The organism is Bdellovibrio sp. MYbb2 (assembly GCF_056175685.1).
The window spans coordinates 413,261-434,445 of sequence record NZ_JBJKJI010000003.1 but is presented as its reverse complement, the minus strand read 5'-3'; the positions used below and the strand labels follow the sequence as shown (position 1 = coordinate 434,445).

Genomic DNA, 21,185 nt, shown 5'->3' with positions numbered 1-21,185 from the left:
TTTTTCTTTTTCAAAGCCTTGACCGACTTGCAGTCTCAGGACTAGCGTCAGTTTGTGATGGGGCTTCAATTCAAAAGACTTATTTTAAGTGCATGTGTCGGGGTGATGGCCGGGGCGGCTGCAGCGGTTTTTTTAATAACCCTGAACGCCGCGACGTTGTGGCGTGAATCCCATCCGTGGCTTATTTGGCTTTTGCCGCTGGGTGGAGCCGTGATCGGATTTGGCTACCACAGATATGGTCGCGAGTCTGAAAAAGGCACCGGCCTGATTCTGGAGCAAATCCATGACCCTTCCAATATCCTTCCTCTGCGAATGGCTCCGATGGTTCTATTGGGGACTTTATTGACTCATCTTTTTGGTGGCTCGGCTGGCCGCGAAGGAACTGCTGTGCAGATGGGGGCCACGTTGGCGGATCAGCTAAATCGTCTGGTCAAAACCACTGCGGATGACCGCAAGGCGCTTTTGATCGCCGGAGCCGGGGCGGGATTCAGTGCGGCCATTGGCGCACCCCTGGCCGGCGCTTTGTTCGGACTTGAAGTGATTCAAGTGGGCAGACTTCGCCTGTTTGCTCTGGCAGAATGCCTGGTGGCGTCTTTTGTGGCGTTTTATGTGTGTCGTATATTGGGCGCTCCGCATTCGGTGTTTGGTCCGGTCGGAGATGTATCTTACAGTGCTTTGGGATTTGTGGCGGTTTTTGGGGCGGGGCTGGTGTTCGGTCTTGCGGCAAATGTCTTTATGCGCTTCACGCACTTTATCGAATTACTGCAAAAAAAGTTTGTAAAGCATCCTGTCTTAAAACCCGTGGTGGGTGGGGTGCTGCTGGTGGGGCTTTATCATCTTGAAGGCAGTTTCCGTTTTGTGGGGCTGGGCATTTCAGAAATTCAAAGTTATTTTGCCAGCGCGGCCTCGCTTGCAGATCCCGTGTATAAAACGATTTTCACGGGTCTGACGGTGGGTTCCGGATTTAAAGGCGGTGAATTTATTCCGCTGGTGTTTATCGGCTCAGGCTTGGGCAGTGCTCTGTCGGTTGTTTTGCCTTTGTCGGTGGCCATGTTGTCGGCGCTGGGATTTGCGGCGGTCTTTGGGGCGGCGGCGAACACACCTTTGGCGTGTGCTGTGATGGCATGTGAAATATTCGGCTGGAACATCGCGCCTTATGCGTTTTTAGCCTGTGTGGTGGCGTATTTTGTGTCGGGGCATCTGGGGATCTACAAAAATCAAAAGATTGTGCGCAGCAAGCGCGATCAGCTTTTGTGGGTGTTTCGCCGCAAATAAGCCGCAAATAAAAAAAGCCTGAAGACTTTGGGTCTTCAGGCTCAGAAGAATGTATGAAGGGAAATTCAACACGCTTCTAGTCGAGCTTAATTCAAGTTATGTCGTAGCGGATGCTTTCGCTTTTTCTTTCACGCATTTGCGGATTTCTTTTTTGCTGGCTTTTGGGTTCTCGGATTTGCAAGCCTGGCTGTAAGCTTTCAATTCTTTTTTAGAGGCTTTTGCAGCATAACCTGGTTGAGTGACAGCAAATGTCAGAGCTAGAGCGAAAAATGCAATCCATTGGGTTTTCATCGGAGGACTCCTTCTGTTTGTTTAAGCCTAGCAAATGGCAAAAAACCAACAACGGCCGAAAATAAAAAATCTTTTAACATGGAAAATAACTTTCAGGGTCCGGTCGGGATTGGGCTATAGTGACGCCATGAACATCCTGTTGCTGGAAGACGATGAAGAAATCTCCAAGCGTCTTGTAATTACATTTGAATCTCAGGGCTGGGCGGTAAAAGCTGTGCAGTCGATATCAGAGCTGGCCACACTTTTAAAGGCCAAGTCCTTTTATCCCCAGGTGGTGGTGCAGGATCGTATGATTGCCGGCACCGATTCAGCACAGTATGTAGAACGCATCAAGACGTCCTTTATTGATACGAAGATTCTTGTTTTGTCTGCTATCGACACCAGCAATGAAAAAGCCCGTCTGTTGGATCTGGGGGCTGATGATTATGTGGCGAAACCTTATTCCACTTCTGAACTGGTGGCACGAATCAAGGCGCTGGGGCGCCGATCCACCTTGGTGGCATCAAGCAATCTGATGAGCGTTGGGAATCTTACGATCGACATGGGGCTTCGTCGGGCGGAAGTGGCCGGGGACGTCGTGAACCTGTCGCAAAAAGAATTTCAGTTGTTATCGCTGTTTGCCCATCATCCGGGAAAGGTGTTTCCGAAAGAAGTCCTGCTTGAAAAAGTCTGGGACAACAAGGGTGATGTGGAATCCAAGGTCGTTGAAGCCACAGTGAACAACCTGCGCCGCAAACTGGAATCAGGAAAATGCTCCTGCGGGATAAAAAACGTGCGCAACGTGGGGTACTGGCTTGAGGCTTAAGTTCTTTTTGCTTTCACTTTTAACCCTGGTCTTTACCAGTCTGTGCATCACCTTTTTACTGGCGTATTTCTATCAAAGTGAGCGGCTGGCCTTTATTGACGATCAGGTTCGTGAAACCGCCACGGCCATTGTGGATTCCGAACTGTCTGATTTAAAAACCTACGACTATCAGATTGCCAACGCATTGATTTCTGAAGAGCTGGGCCCGGATCGCGTGGGGAAGTTCTTTATCGTGCGAAACTCCAAGGATGAAATTCTGTTTCAGACCGATAATGTCAGTCTGCTTGAGGTGGCCATTCCGCGCAGTCCGCAGTGGGTGACTATCGAACAAGATGGCAGGCTTTTGCGGGTCTTGAATCTAAGTCTGCCAAAATTTCCCAATCGCACCTTGCAGGTTGGGGCCATTACGGATTCAAATTTCATTTTTTGGTCAACTCTGACCCAGAGGTCCGTGGTGTTGATTTCTTTGATCGTGGGCATTGTTCTGGTCATGACGTGGTTTTTGTCAGCCCAGCTGTTTTCGCCGGTGCGTGAGCTGGAAGGTTTCCTGCATGAAGCCAGTGCCATGCTTGAAAGCAAAAAGGACATCCCGGAGATACCGCATCGCCTGCTTTCACCGCAGATGAAATATCTGCGCCGCCGGGATGAATTCAAATCTTTGGTGGAGGGTATTTCCCATTTGGTCGGGCGGGTGAATGTGAATAATAAATTCACCAAATCATGGACCTTCCAGATGGTTCATGAAATCAAAACCCCGCTGACACTTTTAAATCGTGAGCTGGAACGCCTGCAGGAAAAGTATCACTGGGAATCCAGCGAAAATCACGAAGTGCAGCGGCAGTTGAACCGTGTTTCCCGCACCATCACCAATTTCCTGGATTGGGCGGATCTGGCCAATGCTGAAAAGCCCGAAAATCTGCATGTGCTAAAAGTGCAATCCGTGGTGCGCGACGTGTGCAGTTCCATTCAGCGCGCTTATCCGGATCGATTGAGTCTGGACCTGCAGGCTGATTTTCAGGTGATGTGCAATCCGCTGCATCTGGAACAGGTGATTGAAAACCTGACCGTGAATGCGCTTCGCTACACGCAAGACTCGGTGACGGTGGTCTTAAAAGAAAATGTTCTGATGGTAAAAGATCAGGGGGCCGGGGTGCCAGATGAGGTGCTGGAACGTCTGGGGACTCCTTTTAATCGCGGACCTCATCGTTCCGGTCAGGAAAAAGGCAGTGGGCTGGGTTTGGCTTGGGTGTTTTCTGTCGCCACGCTTTATGGGTGGAAGTTCACTCTGGCCAATAGTGATGGAACCCGGGCCGGGATCGAGTTCCCGGCATTGAATGAAGGCTGATTAAATAGGACGGCGGCGGGACTTCGACGCCAGGATCTTTTTCATCAGACCATCGTCATCTTCGTCAAAGACATCACCGATGATTTCTTCAAAGATATCTTCCATGGTCACAAGACCCATCGGGTGTTGTTGTTCATAGATGATCGCCATGTGCGACTTTTGTTCCTGCATTTTTAGCAAAATTCGGAACAAGGGTTCAAAAGCCTTAAAGCGCAGAATTGGACGGATCACACTTTGCCACTCAGATTCACCGTAGCGGCGCGCGGTCAGGAATTCTTTGGTGTTGATAAGACCAATAACCTCTTCACCATCAAGAACCGGCAACCGGGTGTGGCGGGAGTTCATAATGATGGTCTCAACATCTTCGATGGAGTCGGTCTTGCGCACGAAGATGACATCTTTCCAGGTCAGCATGATTTCCCGGGCCATTTTCTTGTCGGCACTGACCAGATTCACCACATATTGTTTGGTTTGTTGTGGCAGATCCTCAAATTCAATATGGGTTTCTTTTGGCGCTTTGTGGAAGTTCCCAAAGGTGAACAGCTTCAGCACGACATTTGTGGACCATTCAAGAATGGTCACGGCCGGGGAAAGCAGCTTTTCGCCAAAGTACAAGCCTTGTGCCGTGAAAAGCGCAATGGCCAAGGGGTTTCGCAAAGCCAAGGTTTTGGGAACCAGCTCGCCGATAACCACACTTAAATAAGAAATAGGCAGTACCACCATCGCAATGGCCACGGCCTCTGCGGTTTGTTCAGACAGGGCAAAAGTGCTCATCAACCAGGGACTCAAGGCCTCTTCCGCTCCCGCACCACCGACGGCAGCGGCAATTGCTCCCACCAGGGTGATGCCGATCTGGATGACGGACAGGGTTCGTTCCGGATTTTCTTTTAATTTCAGCAGGCGGCGTGCGCTTTTATGAGTCGGCGCCAGTCGCTTTAATTGCTGCCGGTTGACCGTGACAAAGGCCATCTCGGAACCGGAAAGAAGCATGTTTACGAAAAGGCAGGCGGCGACAACGATGAACTCAGTCATGTGCGCTCCTGCGAGAAGGGGGCGAGTATTTCGGGTAAGGGTCAGGATCCATAGGGTTCTGATACTACACTGGGGGCGCGCTTTCCGGAAAGGGGCAGTGCGTTTTAAGCATGGAGGTTCATGGTTGCGGTGCATCATAAGGCTTCGCGGACAATGTAGTTGCTTTTGGTTGCGCAACTCGGCAAAAAGGGGGCCTCGAGGGGGTTCTATGAAAGTTGTATCATTGATTCTTGGTCTGTTGTTGTCTGTTTCCACGGCGTCGGCTGACTGGGCACAGGATTTCTCTGAATTAAAAGATATTCCACGCAGCTATGAAGATTCCGGTGCAATCTGTGAAGAAGTCGCGCGCCTGGAAATGCAACGCACGTATCCGGCTCCGCAATACAAAGTCGAAGTGGGCATCGCTTACGGTGATGGAACTCGCACGATTGGTGAGCTGGATGTGGTGATCTTTGATAACAACCTGAACAAGGTTTTGAAAATCGCTGAAGTAAAATGCTGGAAAGACGTTCGTGCTGGTTTGCAGAAGGCCCAGGAGCAAAGAGCTCGTTTCCTTAAATACAACCGTTCTGGAAAACCTTTGTTCTTCCGTTCCACGTCCACCAAGCAGACTTTCGAAAAAGAGCAGTTTGCCTTCGTGAAAGAGTTCTTCTCTATCGCGCAGAAGGGCTCTGCGGCTCAGGGGTTTGAAGTGGAGCTTGAGTACACTTTGAAAGAGATGCATCAGCATCGCACTGATATGCTTCGTTGTCAGAGTCAAGGGCAGTGCGCGAAGCCATAAGGGGCTGATAGTTCTGGGGCCACGGACATCATGCCCGCGGCCCCGTTGCGTGCGTTCCTAAGTTGCCTTAGATAGAACGCAAAATAAAATTAAATGATCTCATCATGGAACTGAACGCCTGGCGTTTATTGATAAAGCCCATATAGGTGAAGTTTCTCACCAATGGCAGATCCAGTTCTTCCTCGCTGTGTCCGGTGTAAATCACCACCGGAATGGGTCTACGGATCTTGTGCACCTTTCTTTCCGTCAAAAGACGATCCATCAAAAGTAAAGTATCACGACCGCCCATTTGTGGCATTTGCCAGTCTAAAATCACCAAATCAAAATGTCTGTTCGCAAGAAGTGGGATGGAATCTTGACCGTCGAAAGCCATCGTGACATCGCATTTGTAGTGATCAAGGATGTGTGACATGAGTTTCACAGAATCCAAGCTATCGTCGATCACCAGAACGCGAGGTGTGCGTTGTTTTTCGAGATTAGTTTCTAAGACCATGAATATTCTCCCTGTGTGTCGCTACTTTAGTAATTGAAACCGAAGTAGATCGGAGAATCTTCTAAAAGAGCTAGCATGAAGGGATTTTAATAGAAGGTCTGTCTAAAGACAGAAAGAACTCACATTGCTTATGCGAGTTCTTTCCTTGTTTGCTCTGTGACAACTGTTTCGCGTACCACGACCACTTTAATTGATCCTGGATAATTGCACTCTTCTTCGATGCGTGCCGCAATTTTGCGCGACAGATCCATGGCTTGAGTGTCATCCACCTTTTTGCCATTCACCATCACTCGGCATTCACGACCACCACTCAATACGAAGCAGTCAGTAACACCTGGGAAGCTGCGGGCAATGTCCTGCAATTCGGAAACTTTCTGATTGTAGGATTCAATTGTTGAACGACGAGCGCCCGGACGAGCACCAGAAACCGCATCGGCCGCGATCACAAGGAACGCATGATCTGTGCTTGGTTGTTCGTCAAAGTGGTGGGCTTTCACGGCGTGAACCACGTCAGCCGCTTCGCCACGAGCCGCGATAAAGTCGGCACCAATCACGGCGTGACCGCCCTCGACGGTGTGGTCCATGGATTTACCGATATCGTGAAGCATGCCCACGCGGCGTGCTTTCTTGATATCAATACCCAGCTCAGCTGCCATCAGGCCCGCCAGCCAGCCCACTTCACCACAGTGGAAATACTGATTCTGAGTGAAGGAATAACGATAGCGCAAAGAACCCATCATCTGACGGATCTCGGCGTTCAAACCTTCCAGTTTCAATTCTTTAGCCAAAGAGTCGCCATCGTGTTTGATGTTTTTGAAAAGCTCTTTCTTCTGATTCTCAGCAATTTTTCTGATGAAATCAGGATTGATGTTTTTCTTTTCCTTGAAGATGCGCTCCAGCGTGCGACGGGTCATCTCGCGGCGAACAGGGTCAAAGCCGGCAACGCCGACCATGTCCATGCCTTCTTCCACGATGATGTCACAACCGCAGGCATCTTGAACGGCCTTGATGTTGTTTCCAGCCGGGTCGCAGAACAGCTTGCGGATGTGAGCATCCGGGAAGTTCACCGCACCAATGCCACGCTCTGCGCAGTAAGGACGGGCGAAACGGTCAATCACCAGGCTTAAGATGCGCTTGGCTTCAGATTCGGCGTGTTCTTTGGTGTCAGCTTCGGTTTCCTGGATCATGCGGGCAGCACGACGGCGGGATTCCTCTTCCATCTGGTTTTTCAGCTGGGTTTTGAATTCTTCAGCGGAAGTGCCCAGGCGCTCGGTCAGCTTCTGCACCAGATCCTGGTTCAGCGCCTTCTGGGCGTCCTTGATTTTGCCCAGTTCAGATTCCTGGCCACGCAGGGCCTGTTCCTGAACTTTTACGTCAGCTTCGCGGTCCTGAAGTTTCTTCTTTTCTTCCTGAACGATGGCGTCGGCTTTGGCTTTTTTCTCGTTGGCGACTTCCTGCAGATCCTCGATGCGTCCTTCGGACTTCAGCATCTCGGGTTCCACCTTGGTCCACAATTCCATTTCGATTTCCTGGATGCGTTCTTTTTCTTCCAGGTTGCGAAGTTCGATGACTTCATTGGCTTCGTCTAAAATATCCTGGGCCTCTTCGCGAGCCAGACGCAAAGTGCGCGCTCTGAAGAATTTGTGCAAGGCCCAGCCCAAACCACCACCGGCGAAAATTCCAATTATGGCTGTAGCAATCATTGCAATCATAAGGGTACTCCTAACCCTGTTATTGTAACTCTCAATGGAAGGTCATTGCAAACCTTTGCCGCGGCAATGGGGGCCTTTACTTCTGGCGTTATGGACGGTAGGCTACTTCCCAAGCGCACCGCAGGAGGTTTTAATGGGTCATATGGCGTGTCAAACGAAGTGGGTTGGAGGCATCGGCTTCGAGTCGCAGATTCGTGACCACAAGGTTGCTATGGATTCACGCAGCGATGGAGGCAAGGACCAAGGGCCATCCCCGAAAGAACTGCTTTTGGCCAGTATCTGCGGCTGCACCGGGATGGACGTGGTTTCCATCCTGCAGAAAATGAGAGTCGGGCTTCAGTCCTGCAACGTGGACGCAGACACCGACACCACGGCGGGCTATCCGTCCATTTTCGACCGCGTAAAACTGAAGTTCCTCGTAAAAGGCGAAATGAAGAACGAACAGCTGATGAAGGCTGTGGTTTTGTCCATGACCAAGTACTGCGGCGTCAGCGCGATGGTCGTGAAAGCCTCTCCGATTGATTACGAGGTGTACCTGAACGACGTGAAGATCGGCGAAGGACAGGCCGACTTTGAAAGCTCCAAGGCATGATCAATATTCAGATTCCTTTTGCAGAACTTGACTTCACCTATGCCCGGTCCCGCGGGCCCGGAGGGCAGAATGTCAATCGCACCAATTCGGCGGCGATTCTGCGTTGGAATCTGATGAGTTCCCAGGTGATCAGCGAGCAATTGAAATTGCGCCTGCAGGCCAAGCTGGCCGCGCAGTTGACCGAAGAGGGTGATATTCTGATTCGCAGCGATGTGCATCGGGATCAGGATCAGAACCGTTCCGAGTGCATTGCTCGTCTGCATGCACTTTTAAGAAAAGCCCTCTTTGTTCCCAAAAAACGAGTGGCCACCAAGCCGTCCCGCAGTTCTGTGCGCAAGCGTCTGGATACCAAGCGCAAACATTCTGAAACCAAATCCCTGCGCCAAAAAGTGAAGTAAAATAATTTAAACGACAGGCTCTGCCACGTGCTCGACTGGAGCCGGGCCGCCGCCTTCAACCGCTTCAATACGGCGGGACAGGAAGATCGCGACAAAGGTGAAGCCGATGGCGATATAGCCCACCACCGGGTAATGCTCCAGACGTCCATGAGCCCCGGTCGTGACAATCAAGCCACCGATGTAACTTGAAACCGCTGACGACAACTGCTGCACGCAGCTGACGATGCTCATGAAGCTTCCGCGGTTTTGCGGTCGGGCTGTCCCAGAAACCAAAGCTGTCGCCGGAATCATGCGTCCGCCGGAAACCACAAAGAAGAAGGCGCAGATCGCCAGCACCACCCAAAGAGGACTGGGTCCCAGATTGGTGATCACCCAGTAAGGAATCAGCGTCACCAGGGCCCCCCACAAGAAGACCTTGTGTTTTCCATAGCGATCCGCCAGACGTCCGATGAACGGGGAGCTGAAAATCGTAAAGGCGCCGCCAATCATGTACATCAGCGGCAGTTGGGATTCGGTCAGGCCGGCATTGGCCACCAGTGATGGCGACAGGAATGGAATGATGGCAAAGTGGCCGAACATCACCGACGACATGAAATACAGGCCACGGCGCTGGTTTTTGTTGTTGGCGATGCGGCTGATGGTGTTCCACATGGGCTCTTTGATGATGCCGCCCTCAAGGTGTTTGCTCATGGACGGAACTTTGAACCAGATCACCACACAAAGTGCCAGGGACGTGCATCCCAGGAAGATAAACGGAGCGTGCCAGTTGAACTGGTTTGCCAGGAACAGGCTGAAGGGGACCCCCAGAATGGAGGCCATGGAAAACGACGTCATAATCACGCCCATGGCGCTGCCCCGACGCTCGTAAGAAATTGCATCACTGACAATGGAAAGAACCAACGAGCCCAGCACGCCGCCAAAGACGCCGGTCAGGCCGCGGGCCAAAAGCAGCATTTCATAGTTCGGCGCCAGGCCGCAGGCCACGGTCCCCACCGAGAACCCAATGAAGAAGAACAGCAGGCAGGCCTTGCGATCAAATTTGTCCAGGAAGAAAGAGGCGGCAAAGCCGCTCAAGCCCGCAAAGAAGGTGTACGATGACACGAGGAGTCCGAACTGATGCGGGTTGATCGCAAACATGCGCATCAACTGCGGCCCCAGCGGCATCATGATCATGAAGTCCACGATGGAGCTAAACTGAATGGAAGCCAGAATCGCGAGAAGGAGCTTTTCTTGTTTGGAAAACACGGGGGGTCCTTTTTGTTGACGTGTTTAAAACTTACCGATAAGCCATGGATATGGCAACAATTTGGAAGTTTACGAAGTTTGTTATTGGTTTGGTGGTTTTTGGTTTGATCCTGTGGGCGGTGCTGGCTAACTACAGTGTGATCTTCTCTAAAACTGTGATTGGTGAAATCACCAGTGTTGAACGTGTAGAGCTTCCTGTGGCACTTGTCACACGCGCCGAAGGAAATATCACATCTCAGGTGTTTTCTTTTGCTATCGGTATTAAGGACACTAAAACAAACGAAATCTTCACAGCGTCTTCCGAAGATCGTCAATGGGCGGTGGCTCAGCCTGGCCAGTGTGCTGAAGCTGTTTTCCTGCCGTATCCACCTTGGCAGTTCACAAAGAAAGACACTTACTACGGAGCTCGCTTGGTTAAGCTGTACGAGTGCGTAAAGTAAGCAAACGCAATGTTTGAGTTACTGCTGCTGATCACTTCCATGGCCGCCGGTTTCCTCGGGGCCCTTCTGGGGCTTGGTGGCGGAATTATTGTGGTTCCGGTTCTGACTCTGGTGTACCACGTCGATATTCGCTACGCTATTGCCGCCAGCTTGATTTCGATTGTGGCCACGTCCTCGGGGGCTGCTGCCAGCTACCTGAAAGATTCTTTGACCAATCTGCGACTGGCTGTGTTTCTTGAGGTCGGAACAGTCAGTGGCGCCATTGTTGGTTTTCTGATTTCCTCTTTTATCAAAGCACAATTTCTGTTCCTTCTGTTTGGAACCTTCCTGTTTTTTTCGGCCCTGATGATGCTGCGAAAGCGCGGTGAACACATTGCCACCGTCAATCACCCCTGGGCCGAAAAGCTGAAGCTTGATGGCATCTATCCGGAAAGTGACAACCGTCTGATTGAATACAAGGTGCAGAATGTACCGCTGGGTCTGTTTGCCATGTTTGGCGCGGGTGTGATGTCGGCCCTTTTGGGTATCGGCAGCGGGATCTTCAAGGTTTTGGCCATGGACGGAGCAATGAAGATTCCGATTAAGGTTTCCAGTGCGACGTCGAATTTTATGATTGGTGTGACGGCCTCTGCCAGCGCCGGGGCGTATCTTCTGCGCGGGGATATCCGTCCTGAAATCGCAGCCCCTGTGGCTGTCGGAATCATCGTGGGATCTTTTGTCGGTGCCAAGGCCATGGTGAAAATTCCAGCGGTAAGGATTCGTCAGATCTTCGTGGTAGTTCTAAGTATCGTGTCCATTCAGATGATCATCAAGGGGTTGAAATGACGCCGACTCCGCAAACACCGGAAAAAAAAGAGTCTTTGCATGATCTGGAGCTGACCATCAGTCAGATTCTGCGCGGTGGTGTCTTGTTTGCCGGGATCTTCCTGCTGACGGGCTGGCTGTGGATGTGGTTGCGTGATGGATCAGATTTACAGTCCTTCAGCACGTATGAACCTCGTCCCTTCGTGGAAAACATTCAATGGGCGCTGGTGATGAATGATCGCGCGCTGTTGATTGCCCAGTTTGGTCTGGTGGTGTTGGTGTGTCTGCCGTTGGTGCGCGTCCTGATGACCGCCATCTTGTTCCTGAAGCAAAAAGACAAAGGGCTTGCGCTGATGGCGCTGACAGTTTTTGTGGCTTTGGTGGGAAGTTTCCTTTTGGGAATTGATTTGTAAATAGTCTTACAACAAGTTCTTCGCCAGGTACCACGGCAGAATAATGTACAAAGTAATATCGCGAATCAGATAATAAGCAAAAAACACGGCAAAGAATTTCCAGCCATAACGGCGAATCACGCCCTTTAATCCGCTTTCGCGGAAAATCTGCTTCGCTTCACGAAACACTCGTGGCGTCCAGCGATCCAGAAATTTGGTTTTGGGTGGAGCTTGTTCCATATAAAAAAGAACCCCTTGCTGTTTCTATCCTCTCCTTTAAAGGCGAATAGTCAAGGGGTCAATAAAACGGGGCAGGAGTCCGTGAGAAGGAGGGAATGAGAACATGTATGAGGGGAAAATTCACGGAACTCCTGTCTGATTTCATTACACTCCTGATGGTGCGTTTTGTCAAAAGGTCGAGGCCTCAGTGAAAAACGCTGGTCCATCTCTGGGCGTGAGTCCTACTATTGATGAATGAATATGAAAAATCTCAAATACACACTGTTCGTTCATCTTTATGGTCTTTTCAAAATTCCTTTGGTTTTGTTTGTCAGTCCCCGTGTGGTGGAAGCTGGCAAAAAGCGCTTTGTGATCAAGATCCCGCTGGGGTATCGCACGAAGAATCACCTGAACTCGATGTATTTTGGTGCATTGGGGATTGGTGCAGAACTTTCCATCGCGGCAGCGGCGGTTTTTTCCATTGCAGAAAGCAAGCAGAAGATTGACTTCGTGTTCAAGGATTTCAAAGGCGACTATCTGAAGCGCGGTGATGGCGATGTGCACTTTATCTGCGACGAAGTCGAAATGGTGAACTCTTTGATTGAAGAGTCCAAAACCAATCCGAACCGTATTGAACGAAAAATGAAGGGTTATGCGATCGTTCCTTCAGTGAGTGAAACAGAGCCCATCATGACTTATGAGCTCACACTTTCCGTCAGAAACAGATCAATCAAGGCCTAACCGGGAAAGGCTTTTTACGCTCTCATCATATTCGTTGATGAGTTTGGCGTAGATTTCTTTCACGGTCAGAATTTCTTCCACCAGGCCCACAGACTGCCCGGCAGTCCATACGGTTTTCCAAGTGGGTTTGGTGGCAGCCGCCTCCAGGGACTTCATTCCCATCAAATGAATCAACGGTACCATGTATTTCTTTGTCAGTTTGTAGTCTTTCAGGATCTTCATTGCCCACGGCAAATCAGTTCCCATTTTCTGCACGTAAGGGGTGTTGATCACCGCAGCCGGTGTGCCTGACACTCGTGTGGTCATCACGATATCTTCCGGGGTGGAATTCACGATGGCGTCCTTGTAGGACTGATCCACCTGAGCTTCGCGACTGGCGATGAATCGGGTTCCCACGCTGACGCCGGAAGCGCCCAGTGCCAGACACGCCGAAATCATGGATCCGTGAGCAATGCCTCCGGCGGCAATGATGGGGATCTGCAGTCGGGTTTTAAGCCACGGAATCAAAACCAACGGAGAAATCGGGCCGGCATGTCCGCCAGCGCCGGCGCCCACAGCGATCACGCCGTCAGCGCCCATGTCCTGAACTTTCAGGGCGTGCTCCAGATTCGTGACATCGCAAAATACCTTGGCGCCATTTTTGTGGGCGTCCCGAATCACAGATTTGGGGCTTCCCAAAGAAGTAATGAACATGTCCACGCCGTGATCCAGGGCCACTTTGATGTCTTCACCCTGGCGGGTGTTGCTTTTGTTCACAATGACATTCACGCCAATGGGTTTCTTGGTGCGGCTTTTGATGTTTTTCAGGGCTTCAGCGTATTGTTCGATCGGGCGGTAGTTCAGGGCAGGGAAGGTGCCGATGCCGCCGGCTTCACTGGCTTCGACGACGATGTCGGTGTTGCTGACCAGAAACATGGGGGCTGCGATGATGGGATAGTCGATGCCCATGGTGTCGGTGAAACTGGTTTTGATCTTTTTGAGCATAAAAAAAGCCTCCCTGCTTTCATAAAGAATACGGGGAGGCTCGGAGGACGCAAGTGATTTCTTAAGGCTTCAGGTATCTGCTGAACAGAGTGAAGACTTCTTTTTTGATCGCTTCTTCGCGTTCGACAGTTTGCGGTCCCAACAATCCCAATTGCAGGATGTTGTTAAAGCAGCTGACGACGAATAGGGCCATCATATCGCGATCGCGTCCCTGGTAAACCGGCATATGTGCCAAAACCGCTTTTTGATAGTGTTCAAAGAACACACGGCGTGTTTCCCAGTAATCCAGCATGCCTTGAACGCCTTGCAGGGCGGTTCTGAGCGGGCGGTTGTCGTGGAAGCGCGTGAAACCGATGTCGATGAAGGCGTGGATCTTGGCATCCAGGTCCGGCGTTTGAAGATGAGCCAGTTTCTCTTCAATATATGCCAGGTCTTTCTGCAGAAGATCGTCGATCACCGCGGCCACTATGGCTTCTTTGTTGGCAAAGAACTGATACAGAGACCCGATGCTGACACCCGCCATTTCGGCGATCTTGTCAGTAGTGATAGCGTGGTAGGGCTCTTGAACCAGAAGGCGTGCGCAGGATTCTACAATGCTAGCCACCGTCTCTTTGGAGCGTTTCTGGACGGGGATTTTCAGCATGTACTTCTTTTCAGGACTTGTGTGAGTTTGTGGAGCTGCACCCATAAATTCCTCCTTTTTGAGGTTATAAACTTGGCTCAGGTTCATATTCGGCCAAGAGGGTTTATAATTCAATACTAGTTCGGTAAGTATCACTTGGCGGTACCGACGTCCCCCCCAGAGGTACATCTTTACCAATCTTTAACATAAAATTAAAACTATCGTCTTATTCTGATCCTATACCCCTAAACATTAGAAGTATTGCTCTATCGTAATCAAAAAGCGGTAGAAATAAGAGCTTTTAATTATGTTTATGTCGAAATACCTGTTTTCTACGAGTTGTTTTTAAATTTCTCTTCGAACTTTGTGAATGAAATTTTTGAGTTCTGCTGCGGAATTTCAGCGAATAGCGCTTCCAAGGGTGTGTTCGGGGATCCAATATGTTGGCAAAGTATCGTTCGTCCATCGCTGCGCGCAATGCGCATCAAGGCCGCCGGCCTCACATTTTAAAAGCATGTTAATAAGGCTGCTAAGTATATGAAGTTACGAGTTTTAATTATTTTGGGTCCTATGATGGGCATCATGTTTTGCAGAGCGGCTTTCGGCGACTATGAAATGGACGGAGGTGGCGTGTGGACGGCCAGAATGATTTAAAGCACTTTGCAAACCTGGGAACCAAGCTGGGTTTGTGCGTGAAGGATCAGGACAAGCGAGTTCTTTATCAGAATGAAAACAGCATTCGCACCTGTGGTGATATGCTGGGTCAGCAGTGCTCCAAGACGTGCATGACTCTGTATAAGAAGATCGAGGAATGCTCCGCCATTTCTGAAGGCATGAAGCTTTTCAAAGCCACTGAAATTGAAGGTCACAAGGTGGATGCGCTGATCGTGAACGACGGCGATAAGATCACCACTCTGCTTTATCCGCTGGATGAAAGCGAAGAAAAATTCCAGAAGCAGGAAGCCTACTTCCGTGAAAAGGGTCTGACCAAGAGTGAAATCCGCATTATGCAAATGGTGCTTCAGGGTATGACCAATGCAAACATCGCCGAGAAGCTTTTTATCTCCAAGGCGACGTTGAAAACTCATTTGAATAATATTTATAAGAAACTTCCAGAATCCATGCGCCCGTCCCAGGTGCGCAACTAAGGGGACGGCTCAATAAAGCGGTCCTCTTTCTTGTCATAGAAGTGGCGGGTCAGCACGTACACCGGGCAGTGGGCCTTGCGGACCACATTGCGGGTGTAGCTGCCTAAGATGGCGGCGCTCATCGGGCCGCTTTGGGCTTCCATCACCACCAGATCTGCTTCGGTGCTGTCGATGGCTTCCATCACCAGTTCATCCACGCCGCGGAATGAATTATCAATAATAAATTGCGCTTCCACGCCTTCCTTATGGGCCCAATCGACCCAGTACTGGGCGCGATGGGATTGTTCCTCGATGGTGTGTTCGATGATTTGATCCAGCGTCAGCATCTGTCCTTTGAAGTTATAAATGCGCGGGCGGGTGTCCAGATCAAAAAGGCTTTCGATCGGACGAGCAATCGCATGCAGCAGGGTCACGCCGGACTTCAGGTTTTTTGCCAACTCCAAAACGTGGCGGAAGTTGTCCTTGGAATGTTCTCCAAACTCGGTCGGGAACAGGATGTTTTTCGGCGAGCGGGTTTTGGTGGTGTGGGCTCCCACCACGCAGACCGGGACTTCGCTTTGCAGAAGCAGGCTTTCGGCGAAACTTCCCAGGATAAAGCGCTGAAACCCTTCGCGGCCATGGCTGCCGACGACGATCAGGTTGGTTCCGGTGCGCAGGGCATAGTGGGACAGGGTTTCTGCGGCCCCAGCGTGCGACTGTGAGGCGTGGGGGATGACCTTTGGTTCTAGCAGGAAAGGAAGGTTATAGTCGCTCAGAACCTCTTTAAAGAGCGATTCGGCGGTTTTGGAGTGATCTGTGACCCAGGCCGGGACCTCATAGGTTGGCAGTACGATTTCGTTTTCGCGCAAAAGGTACAGGGGTTCAATTTCCGCCTGCAGTGTCTGGTGCAGGTGGGTCAGATAGTCCGCCATGCGCTGGTTGAGTTCTTTGTTGTCTTCAAAAGCATCCAAAGCCCAGATGATTCTCATAGAACCTCCCAGTCGTTATTGTGCCGCGAAGAATAGATGCAATAAAGAAATCGGCTTAGAGCTTGTCGGGAATCAGTGTGGCAGATGACAGGTCTTAAAACGAAAAAAGCCTGCCGGGTGGGGCAGGCTTTTTAAAATGAACCAGAAAGGTCCTATGTGGTCGGAGTCGGGTCGGAACTGCCCACCGTTGTGGTGCCCAGTTTCTGAGCTTTTTCTTCCGCCTTTTCGATTTCTTCGATGTACTTTTTGGTCGCTTTTGGAAGTTCATTCCACATGCGCAGGGAAAGAAGAAGCCCCATCACCGCAAACGGGATCAGGAACAGCGGCCAGTAAGCCCAGCTCTTGTGAGACAGGTAACCGATCGCCAGGGACTGGATACCAGAGCCCAGGTACACGCAACCATCCACGATGCCAGACGCGGTGGCAGTCATTTTCTTACCGCCGAAGTCAGCAGCTGCTGTACCGGACATCAAAGAGTGAACGCCGATAACTGTCAGGGTGATCATGATTGCTGCCAGACCCAATACGGTTGGATTTGAGAACAGGCTGAACGCCATGATGATCAAAAGGATGATCATGATGAAGTTATTGATCGCCGCTGGAGGACCGCGACGGGACTGGAAGAAGCGGTCAGACACGATACCCGCCATGAAACCACCGAAGATACCAGTCATACAAAGCAACAGACCCCAGTTTTTGATGAAGAACTGAGAGCCTTCAAAGAACACAGCGTCTTTGTCTTTCATCTCGTGAGCGAAGACCAGATACCATTGCATGATACCGTTACGCAGAACGCCGGAAGTGAAATCCACCAGGGCGATTGTGATCATCACAGGGTTTGTGAAGATCTTTTTCAGCATGAAGCCGATAGTGATTTTAACGTTGGAATCATCGTAGTCAGAGGAAGCGTCCGCAGTATCGAAGTCACCGAAATTGGCTTCAGCCGGAGAGTCTTTCAAAAGAACGAAGTCGATCAATGCCCAAACCAACAACAGGAAGGCTGGGATTGCAAACACCAGCCATGTGGCATTCGTCACGCCGGTGTCGATAGCGAAGATGTGACGGATAAAGCTTTGGAAGGCTGTTGGTTCGTGACCCAGTTGCAGCTTGGAAGCTTCAACGATCGCCTGACCCCAGTCGAATGCGAAGTAAACCCCGAAGGAAATCAAAGTGCCGAAGATCGCACCGAAGACACCGCGTTCACGCACGTGGAACCAGTAAGCTTTTACTTTGATGATGGAAACCGCACCGTAGGACTGGAAGAACATGTTCAGCGCGAACAAGACAGAGTACGCCACAACCATGTTTGTTTTCAAAGTGCCCATCAGGAACAGATAAGTCGCACCTGCCATCAAAAGATTCATGATGGATGAACCCAGAGCCGCAATGATGATACCTTTTTTACCGCCGATTTTATCAACGATCGGACCATTCAGAAGGAAAGAGAAACCGTAGGTGATTGTGCCGGCTGCGAAGATGATACCAAATTGTTCTTTGGTCATCAGGTCGCCCAGGGCGTTCTTGGAAACATTCAGGTTGTAACGTGCCATGTACAAGAAGGCATAAGTCATACCCAGAGGGAACCAGTTTACGAAACGACGAATCATGAACTTGCGTGAATGTCCCAGCGGGTTGTTCTTGAAGTACAAGAAAATAACCGCGAACAGACAGGCGCTGACGAGTAGTAAAGCCATGGGACCTCCGGTAAAATTTCGAGGAAGCTAAAGGAAAATGGGCCACTTTGCAATCTAAAGAGCCTTCGGTTGCCCCGAAGTTATTTCAAGATTGTGTTAGGGAGCCGGGAAACTGGTTCCAGAGTGGGATTTTAATTTCCCCCTTTTGTGATACGCTGCAAAAACTTCACGATGAAATCGCTCAAATCTGTTTAATGGGACCCCTGAGTTTGCCATAAGCAAAACTTATGGAAGCGGTAAATATTATGACTTTGTGCTTATAGGTCCAGGGCGATATGTTGTGTTTCAGAAGGAGACGTTACAAACGAAACCTTCTAACCTCGGTAGGTTCCTGACCACTCTCCCAGCGAAAGAGAGACCCGGTCCCAAGAAAACCGCCGCAATCGCGGCTCACAAAGTCCCACCTAAATAGCCCACCTAACACAGCCTGCCGGGGCTTGCGCGCGAACACGACGCAATGCTACTTTCATTTGCATGTCATTTAAATACTTCCCCCTCTACGAAAAGCAAAAAGATACTACCCAATATAAAAAAATCTCTTCCGATCACGTGCGCGTGGAAAAAGTCGGCGAGCGCGAGGTTCTGATTGTAGAACCTGAGGCCCTCGAATTGCTTGCGCAAGAGGCATTGAGCGATGTGTCGCATCTGTTGCGCCCAAAACACCTTGAAAAGCTTGAAAAAATTCTGCAGGACCCAGAAGCATCCCCCAATGATCGCTTTGTGGCGGTGGATTTGCTGCGCAATGCGGTGATCGCAGCGCAAATGGAGTTCCCATCCTGTCAGGATACGGGAACAGCGATTGTAGTCGGCAAAAAAGGGGAGCGCGTCTTCACCGGTGCTGACGACAAGGAATTCCTGTCCAAAGGGATTTTCAACACTTACCAAAAACGCAATCTGCGTTTTTCTCAGATGGCGCCGATTTCTTTCTTTGAAGAAAAAAACACCGGCAGCAATCTGCCAGCGCAGATCGACATTTATTCCGAGCAGGGTGAGGAATACAATTTCCTGTTCCTGGCCAAAGGTGGCGGCAGTGCGAATAAATCCTATCTGTATCAGAAAACCAAAGCGGTTTTGAATCCGGAGGGTTTTGAAAAGTTCGTGCGCGAAACGCTGAACTCTTTGGGGACGGCGGCATGTCCACCGTATCACCTGGCGTTCTGCGTGGGTGGGACGTCTGCGGAAGAAACTCTGAAGATCGTGAAATACGCGTCTGCGGGTTATCTGGATGGTTTGCCAACGACAGGCAGCGAAGGCGGTCGTGCCTATCGTGATCTGGAAATGGAAAAACAAGTCGAGCAGTGGGCCCGTGAAACCGGCATCGGCGCTCAGTTCGGTGGCAAGTACTTCGTGCACGATGTGCGCGTGATTCGTCTGCCTCGTCACGGGGCAAGTTGCCCGATCGGCGTGGGTGTCAGCTGTTCTGCGGACCGCAATATCAAAGGCAAAATCACCCGTGATGGTATTTTCCTTGAGCAGCTGGAGCTTCACCCGGAACAGTACCTGCCAAATCACCTGCAGGATGCTGGTGCTGAAGCGATTGAAATTGATCTGAACAAACCCATGGCAGAAACGCTGAAAGTTCTTTCCCAGCAAAAAGTGGCAACCCGTGTGATGCTTAACGGTCCGATGATCGTGGCTCGTGACATCGCCCATGCGAAGCTGAAAGAAAAAGTGGATCGCGGCGAAGGTGTGCCTCAGTACTTCAAGGATTATGCGGTTTATTACGCGGGTCCTGCAAAGACACCAAAAGGTTACGCTTCCGGATCCTTTGGTCCGACGACCAGTGAGCGCATGGACCCTTATGTGGGCACCTTCCAGGCGCTGGGCGGTTCGATGATCATGCTGGGTAAGGGAAACCGCAGCCCTCAGGTTACAGAAGCCTGCAAACAGTACGGTGGCTTCTATCTGGGGTCGATCGGCGGCCCGGCGGCTCGTTTGGGTAAAGAATGCATCACGAAAGTGGAAGTGCTGGATTTCCCAGAGCTGGGCATGGAGTCTGTGTGGAAGATCGAAGTGAAAGACTTCCCGGCCTTTATCATCGTCGATGACAAAGGAAATGACTTCTTCAAGTCCGTGATCAAAAGACTTTAAAAATTAAAAAGCCTCCCATTGGGAGGCTTTTTCTATTTCACTTGTTTTACTTCACCTGTTTATTTTACGTTGCCGTTTTCTTTCAAAAGCAGGGGCGAGATTCCCACAAACAGGTTCATGATCACCGGTCCGATAAGAAGGCCCGGCAGCCCCATCATGATGATCGCGCCGACCACACAGGTGAAGCCAATCACGGCAGAAATATCCTGCTCACCGCCAATAATAAACGGCTTGATGATATTGTCGATACTTCCCGCGATTGTTGCCACGATGAACAGGCCAACGGCTGCGCCGGTGCGGTCGCCAATAAAGGCCAGCACACACAGCAGGTAACCCACAGGGGCCGCGCCAATCACCGGGATAAAAGACACAAAGAAGGTGATGGTCAATACCAGCCAGAAATCACCTTCGCCAAAGATCAAACTGCCGGCACCGATCAGACTTGCTTGAATCAAGCCGATGACCAGCGTGGAAAACAGAGTGATCCAGCAGCTTTTTTTCGTGATCAGGATCAGTTTTTCCGTCGTTTCCTCGCGAAGCGGGGAATACTTCAGGGTGAATTTTTTGATGCCCGGTGCTTTAATCAGCATCACGGTCATGGATATCAAAAAGACAAAAATCAAAAGTAAAATCGCCGGAAGCTGACCCAGGAACTGCGTGGAATACTCCAAAGCGCTGCTGCCGATTTTATGCAGCACATTTTCCATCACCTCTTTGGCCGGACCGGCCAGATCAGTTCCGGTGAAATCTGAAAGCTTTTGCAGCAGATTCAGAGCGTAATTTTTCAGATTGTGTGCCTGAGTCAGGATCTGGTCGGTTTCAATATTTTTCGGCTGGCTGGCGTAAACGACGATGCGATAGATGGCCAAAGACAACGGGATCAGGAACAGTCCCATTCCCACCAGCATAAAGATAATGGACCAGGATTTGCGCCCCAGACGGCCTTTCCTGCTAAGCTTTTCAATCCAGTCATTCAGACCCATGGCAAAGACACCGGCAAGAAGCAGAGGCATCAGGAAGGGAATATTGATAAATAAAAAGGCCGTCAGTAACAGCGCAAATAAAACCCAGTGCACAGCTTGCGGTTTGTCTTTGAAAGAATTCAGCATAACG

The 21,185-nt window shown here is 50.4% G+C and carries 23 protein-coding genes; 12 read left to right on the top strand and 11 right to left on the bottom strand.

Going from position 1 to position 21,185, the window contains the following annotated elements; translation table 11 throughout:
* The first annotated feature begins 57 nt into the window (after window positions 1-57).
* Window positions 58-1,275: a chloride channel protein gene (locus tag AC04MQ_RS16110; protein ID WP_475392634.1), complete on the top strand. Its 1,218-nt coding sequence runs from the start codon at window positions 58-60 to the stop codon at window positions 1,273-1,275.
* Between the two features lie 96 nt (window positions 1,276-1,371).
* Here the strand turns inward: AC04MQ_RS16110 and AC04MQ_RS16105 are convergent, their stop codons facing one another.
* Window positions 1,372-1,566: a hypothetical protein gene (locus AC04MQ_RS16105; RefSeq protein ID WP_015091261.1), complete on the bottom strand. Its 195-nt coding sequence runs from the start codon at window positions 1,564-1,566 to the stop codon at window positions 1,372-1,374.
* 127 nt (window positions 1,567-1,693) lie between these two features.
* Here AC04MQ_RS16105 and AC04MQ_RS16100 point away from each other — a divergent pair, with 127 nt between their 5' ends.
* Both AC04MQ_RS16100 and AC04MQ_RS16095 read left to right on the top strand, forming a co-directional pair.
* On the top strand, window positions 1,694-2,371 hold the full coding sequence (locus tag AC04MQ_RS16100) for a response regulator transcription factor (RefSeq protein WP_475392581.1): 678 nt from the start codon (window positions 1,694-1,696) through the stop codon (window positions 2,369-2,371).
* Window positions 2,372-2,378: 7 nt separating this feature from the next.
* Window positions 2,379-3,716, top strand: a complete 1,338-nt coding sequence (locus tag AC04MQ_RS16095) for a sensor histidine kinase (RefSeq protein ID WP_475392580.1) — start codon at window positions 2,379-2,381, stop codon at window positions 3,714-3,716.
* Here the strand turns inward: AC04MQ_RS16095 and AC04MQ_RS16090 are convergent, their stop codons facing one another.
* Window positions 3,717-4,748, bottom strand: a complete 1,032-nt coding sequence (locus AC04MQ_RS16090; protein WP_475392579.1) for a hemolysin family protein — start codon at window positions 4,746-4,748, stop codon at window positions 3,717-3,719.
* A gap of 208 nt (window positions 4,749-4,956) precedes the next feature.
* Here AC04MQ_RS16090 and AC04MQ_RS16085 point away from each other — a divergent pair, with 208 nt between their 5' ends.
* On the top strand, window positions 4,957-5,529 hold the full coding sequence (locus AC04MQ_RS16085) for a hypothetical protein (protein WP_475392578.1): 573 nt from the start codon (window positions 4,957-4,959) through the stop codon (window positions 5,527-5,529).
* Between the two features lie 67 nt (window positions 5,530-5,596).
* Here AC04MQ_RS16085 and AC04MQ_RS16080 read toward each other — a convergent pair whose 3' ends face one another.
* Window positions 5,597-6,022: a response regulator gene (locus AC04MQ_RS16080; protein ID WP_011164606.1), complete on the bottom strand. Its 426-nt coding sequence runs from the start codon at window positions 6,020-6,022 to the stop codon at window positions 5,597-5,599.
* Between the two features lie 128 nt (window positions 6,023-6,150).
* Window positions 6,151-7,734, bottom strand: coding sequence for an Rnase Y domain-containing protein (locus tag AC04MQ_RS16075; protein ID WP_475392577.1), 1,584 nt, complete (start codon window positions 7,732-7,734; stop codon window positions 6,151-6,153).
* 142 nt (window positions 7,735-7,876) lie between these two features.
* On the opposite strand from AC04MQ_RS16075, the gene AC04MQ_RS16070 reads away from it, so the two are divergent.
* Together AC04MQ_RS16070 and arfB are read left to right on the top strand one after the other, a co-directional pair.
* On the top strand, window positions 7,877-8,326 hold the full coding sequence (locus AC04MQ_RS16070) for an OsmC family protein (RefSeq protein ID WP_475392576.1): 450 nt from the start codon (window positions 7,877-7,879) through the stop codon (window positions 8,324-8,326).
* Complete coding sequence (gene arfB, locus AC04MQ_RS16065; RefSeq protein WP_475392575.1) at window positions 8,323-8,724, top strand: alternative ribosome rescue aminoacyl-tRNA hydrolase ArfB; 402 nt, start codon at window positions 8,323-8,325, stop codon at window positions 8,722-8,724. Before AC04MQ_RS16070 ends, arfB begins: the two co-directional genes overlap by 4 nt.
* Before the next feature lie 6 nt (window positions 8,725-8,730).
* Here arfB and AC04MQ_RS16060 read toward each other — a convergent pair whose 3' ends face one another.
* Window positions 8,731-9,969, bottom strand: coding sequence for an MFS transporter (locus AC04MQ_RS16060; protein ID WP_015091252.1), 1,239 nt, complete (start codon window positions 9,967-9,969; stop codon window positions 8,731-8,733).
* Between the two features lie 50 nt (window positions 9,970-10,019).
* On the opposite strand from AC04MQ_RS16060, the gene AC04MQ_RS16055 reads away from it, so the two are divergent.
* From AC04MQ_RS16055 to AC04MQ_RS16045, 3 genes are read left to right on the top strand one after another with little or no spacing between them, the layout of a single operon-like run.
* Window positions 10,020-10,409, top strand: a complete 390-nt coding sequence (locus AC04MQ_RS16055) for a hypothetical protein (RefSeq protein WP_235046089.1) — start codon at window positions 10,020-10,022, stop codon at window positions 10,407-10,409.
* A 9-nt stretch (window positions 10,410-10,418) separates the two neighbouring features.
* On the top strand, window positions 10,419-11,234 hold the full coding sequence (locus tag AC04MQ_RS16050) for a sulfite exporter TauE/SafE family protein (RefSeq protein WP_015091250.1): 816 nt from the start codon (window positions 10,419-10,421) through the stop codon (window positions 11,232-11,234).
* Complete coding sequence (locus AC04MQ_RS16045) at window positions 11,231-11,626, top strand: DUF1634 domain-containing protein (protein ID WP_475392574.1); 396 nt, start codon at window positions 11,231-11,233, stop codon at window positions 11,624-11,626. The genes AC04MQ_RS16050 and AC04MQ_RS16045 overlap by 4 nt, the downstream gene beginning before the upstream one ends.
* A 6-nt stretch (window positions 11,627-11,632) precedes the next feature.
* On the opposite strand, the gene AC04MQ_RS16040 is transcribed toward AC04MQ_RS16045, so the two are convergent.
* Entirely contained in the window at window positions 11,633-11,845 is a 213-nt protein-coding gene (locus AC04MQ_RS16040) for a hypothetical protein (RefSeq protein ID WP_015091248.1), read from the bottom strand.
* Between the two features lie 240 nt (window positions 11,846-12,085).
* On the opposite strand from AC04MQ_RS16040, the gene AC04MQ_RS16035 reads away from it, so the two are divergent.
* On the top strand, window positions 12,086-12,565 hold the full coding sequence (locus tag AC04MQ_RS16035) for a DUF4442 domain-containing protein (RefSeq protein WP_235046088.1): 480 nt from the start codon (window positions 12,086-12,088) through the stop codon (window positions 12,563-12,565).
* Here the strand turns inward: AC04MQ_RS16035 and AC04MQ_RS16030 are convergent.
* A complete protein-coding gene (locus AC04MQ_RS16030; protein WP_475392573.1) occupies window positions 12,551-13,549 on the bottom strand; it encodes an NAD(P)H-dependent flavin oxidoreductase in 999 nt (332 codons plus the stop codon). The two genes, AC04MQ_RS16035 and AC04MQ_RS16030, sit on opposite strands and share 15 nt — an antisense overlap.
* 61 nt (window positions 13,550-13,610) lie before the next feature.
* A complete protein-coding gene (locus AC04MQ_RS16025; RefSeq protein ID WP_011164596.1) occupies window positions 13,611-14,237 on the bottom strand; it encodes a TetR/AcrR family transcriptional regulator in 627 nt (208 codons plus the stop codon).
* A gap of 566 nt (window positions 14,238-14,803) precedes the next feature.
* Between AC04MQ_RS16025 and AC04MQ_RS16020 the strand changes: the two genes are divergently transcribed.
* Entirely contained in the window at window positions 14,804-15,319 is a 516-nt protein-coding gene (locus AC04MQ_RS16020; RefSeq protein WP_015091245.1) for a response regulator transcription factor, read from the top strand.
* On the opposite strand, the gene AC04MQ_RS16015 is transcribed toward AC04MQ_RS16020, so the two are convergent.
* Window positions 15,316-16,287 carry a universal stress protein gene (locus AC04MQ_RS16015; RefSeq protein WP_015091244.1) on the bottom strand — a complete coding sequence of 324 codons (972 nt, stop codon included), beginning with the start codon at window positions 16,285-16,287 and terminating at the stop codon, window positions 15,316-15,318. The genes AC04MQ_RS16020 and AC04MQ_RS16015 overlap by 4 nt on opposite strands.
* A 152-nt stretch (window positions 16,288-16,439) precedes the next feature.
* On the bottom strand, window positions 16,440-17,981 hold the full coding sequence (locus AC04MQ_RS16010) for an MFS transporter (protein ID WP_041577658.1): 1,542 nt from the start codon (window positions 17,979-17,981) through the stop codon (window positions 16,440-16,442).
* A gap of 474 nt (window positions 17,982-18,455) precedes the next feature.
* On the opposite strand from AC04MQ_RS16010, the gene AC04MQ_RS16005 reads away from it, so the two are divergent.
* A complete protein-coding gene (locus tag AC04MQ_RS16005) occupies window positions 18,456-20,072 on the top strand; it encodes a fumarate hydratase (RefSeq protein ID WP_015091242.1) in 1,617 nt (538 codons plus the stop codon).
* 59 nt (window positions 20,073-20,131) lie between these two features.
* Here the strand turns inward: AC04MQ_RS16005 and AC04MQ_RS16000 are convergent, their stop codons facing one another.
* Complete coding sequence (locus tag AC04MQ_RS16000) at window positions 20,132-21,181, bottom strand: AI-2E family transporter (RefSeq protein WP_015091241.1); 1,050 nt, start codon at window positions 21,179-21,181, stop codon at window positions 20,132-20,134.
* Window positions 21,182-21,185 lie beyond the last annotated feature (4 nt).

Bases quoted from the DNA above. Each gene is read 5' to 3' on its own strand.
- AC04MQ_RS16110 (WP_475392634.1), top strand. From the start codon at position 58: ATGGGGCTTCAATTCAAAAGACTTATTTTAAGTGCATGTGTCGGGGTG.
- AC04MQ_RS16105 (WP_015091261.1), bottom strand. From the start codon at position 1,566: ATGAAAACCCAATGGATTGCATTTTTCGCTCTAGCTCTGACATTTGCT.
- AC04MQ_RS16100 (WP_475392581.1), top strand. From the start codon at position 1,694: ATGAACATCCTGTTGCTGGAAGACGATGAAGAAATCTCCAAGCGTCTT.
- AC04MQ_RS16090 (WP_475392579.1), bottom strand. From the start codon at position 4,748: ATGACTGAGTTCATCGTTGTCGCCGCCTGCCTTTTCGTAAACATGCTT.
- AC04MQ_RS16085 (WP_475392578.1), top strand. From the start codon at position 4,957: ATGAAAGTTGTATCATTGATTCTTGGTCTGTTGTTGTCTGTTTCCACG.
- AC04MQ_RS16080 (WP_011164606.1), bottom strand. From the start codon at position 6,022: ATGGTCTTAGAAACTAATCTCGAAAAACAACGCACACCTCGCGTTCTG.
- AC04MQ_RS16075 (WP_475392577.1), bottom strand. From the start codon at position 7,734: ATGATTGCAATGATTGCTACAGCCATAATTGGAATTTTCGCCGGTGGT.
- AC04MQ_RS16070 (WP_475392576.1), top strand. From the start codon at position 7,877: ATGGCGTGTCAAACGAAGTGGGTTGGAGGCATCGGCTTCGAGTCGCAG.
- arfB (WP_475392575.1), top strand. From the start codon at position 8,323: ATGATCAATATTCAGATTCCTTTTGCAGAACTTGACTTCACCTATGCC.
- AC04MQ_RS16055 (WP_235046089.1), top strand. From the start codon at position 10,020: ATGGCAACAATTTGGAAGTTTACGAAGTTTGTTATTGGTTTGGTGGTT.
- AC04MQ_RS16050 (WP_015091250.1), top strand. From the start codon at position 10,419: ATGTTTGAGTTACTGCTGCTGATCACTTCCATGGCCGCCGGTTTCCTC.
- AC04MQ_RS16045 (WP_475392574.1), top strand. From the start codon at position 11,231: ATGACGCCGACTCCGCAAACACCGGAAAAAAAAGAGTCTTTGCATGAT.
- AC04MQ_RS16040 (WP_015091248.1), bottom strand. From the start codon at position 11,845: ATGGAACAAGCTCCACCCAAAACCAAATTTCTGGATCGCTGGACGCCA.
- AC04MQ_RS16035 (WP_235046088.1), top strand. From the start codon at position 12,086: ATGAAAAATCTCAAATACACACTGTTCGTTCATCTTTATGGTCTTTTC.
- AC04MQ_RS16030 (WP_475392573.1), bottom strand. From the start codon at position 13,549: ATGCTCAAAAAGATCAAAACCAGTTTCACCGACACCATGGGCATCGAC.
- AC04MQ_RS16025 (WP_011164596.1), bottom strand. From the start codon at position 14,237: ATGGGTGCAGCTCCACAAACTCACACAAGTCCTGAAAAGAAGTACATG.
- AC04MQ_RS16015 (WP_015091244.1), bottom strand. From the start codon at position 16,287: ATGAGAATCATCTGGGCTTTGGATGCTTTTGAAGACAACAAAGAACTC.
- AC04MQ_RS16010 (WP_041577658.1), bottom strand. From the start codon at position 17,981: ATGGCTTTACTACTCGTCAGCGCCTGTCTGTTCGCGGTTATTTTCTTG.
- AC04MQ_RS16005 (WP_015091242.1), top strand. From the start codon at position 18,456: ATGTCATTTAAATACTTCCCCCTCTACGAAAAGCAAAAAGATACTACC.
- AC04MQ_RS16000 (WP_015091241.1), bottom strand. From the start codon at position 21,181: ATGCTGAATTCTTTCAAAGACAAACCGCAAGCTGTGCACTGGGTTTTA.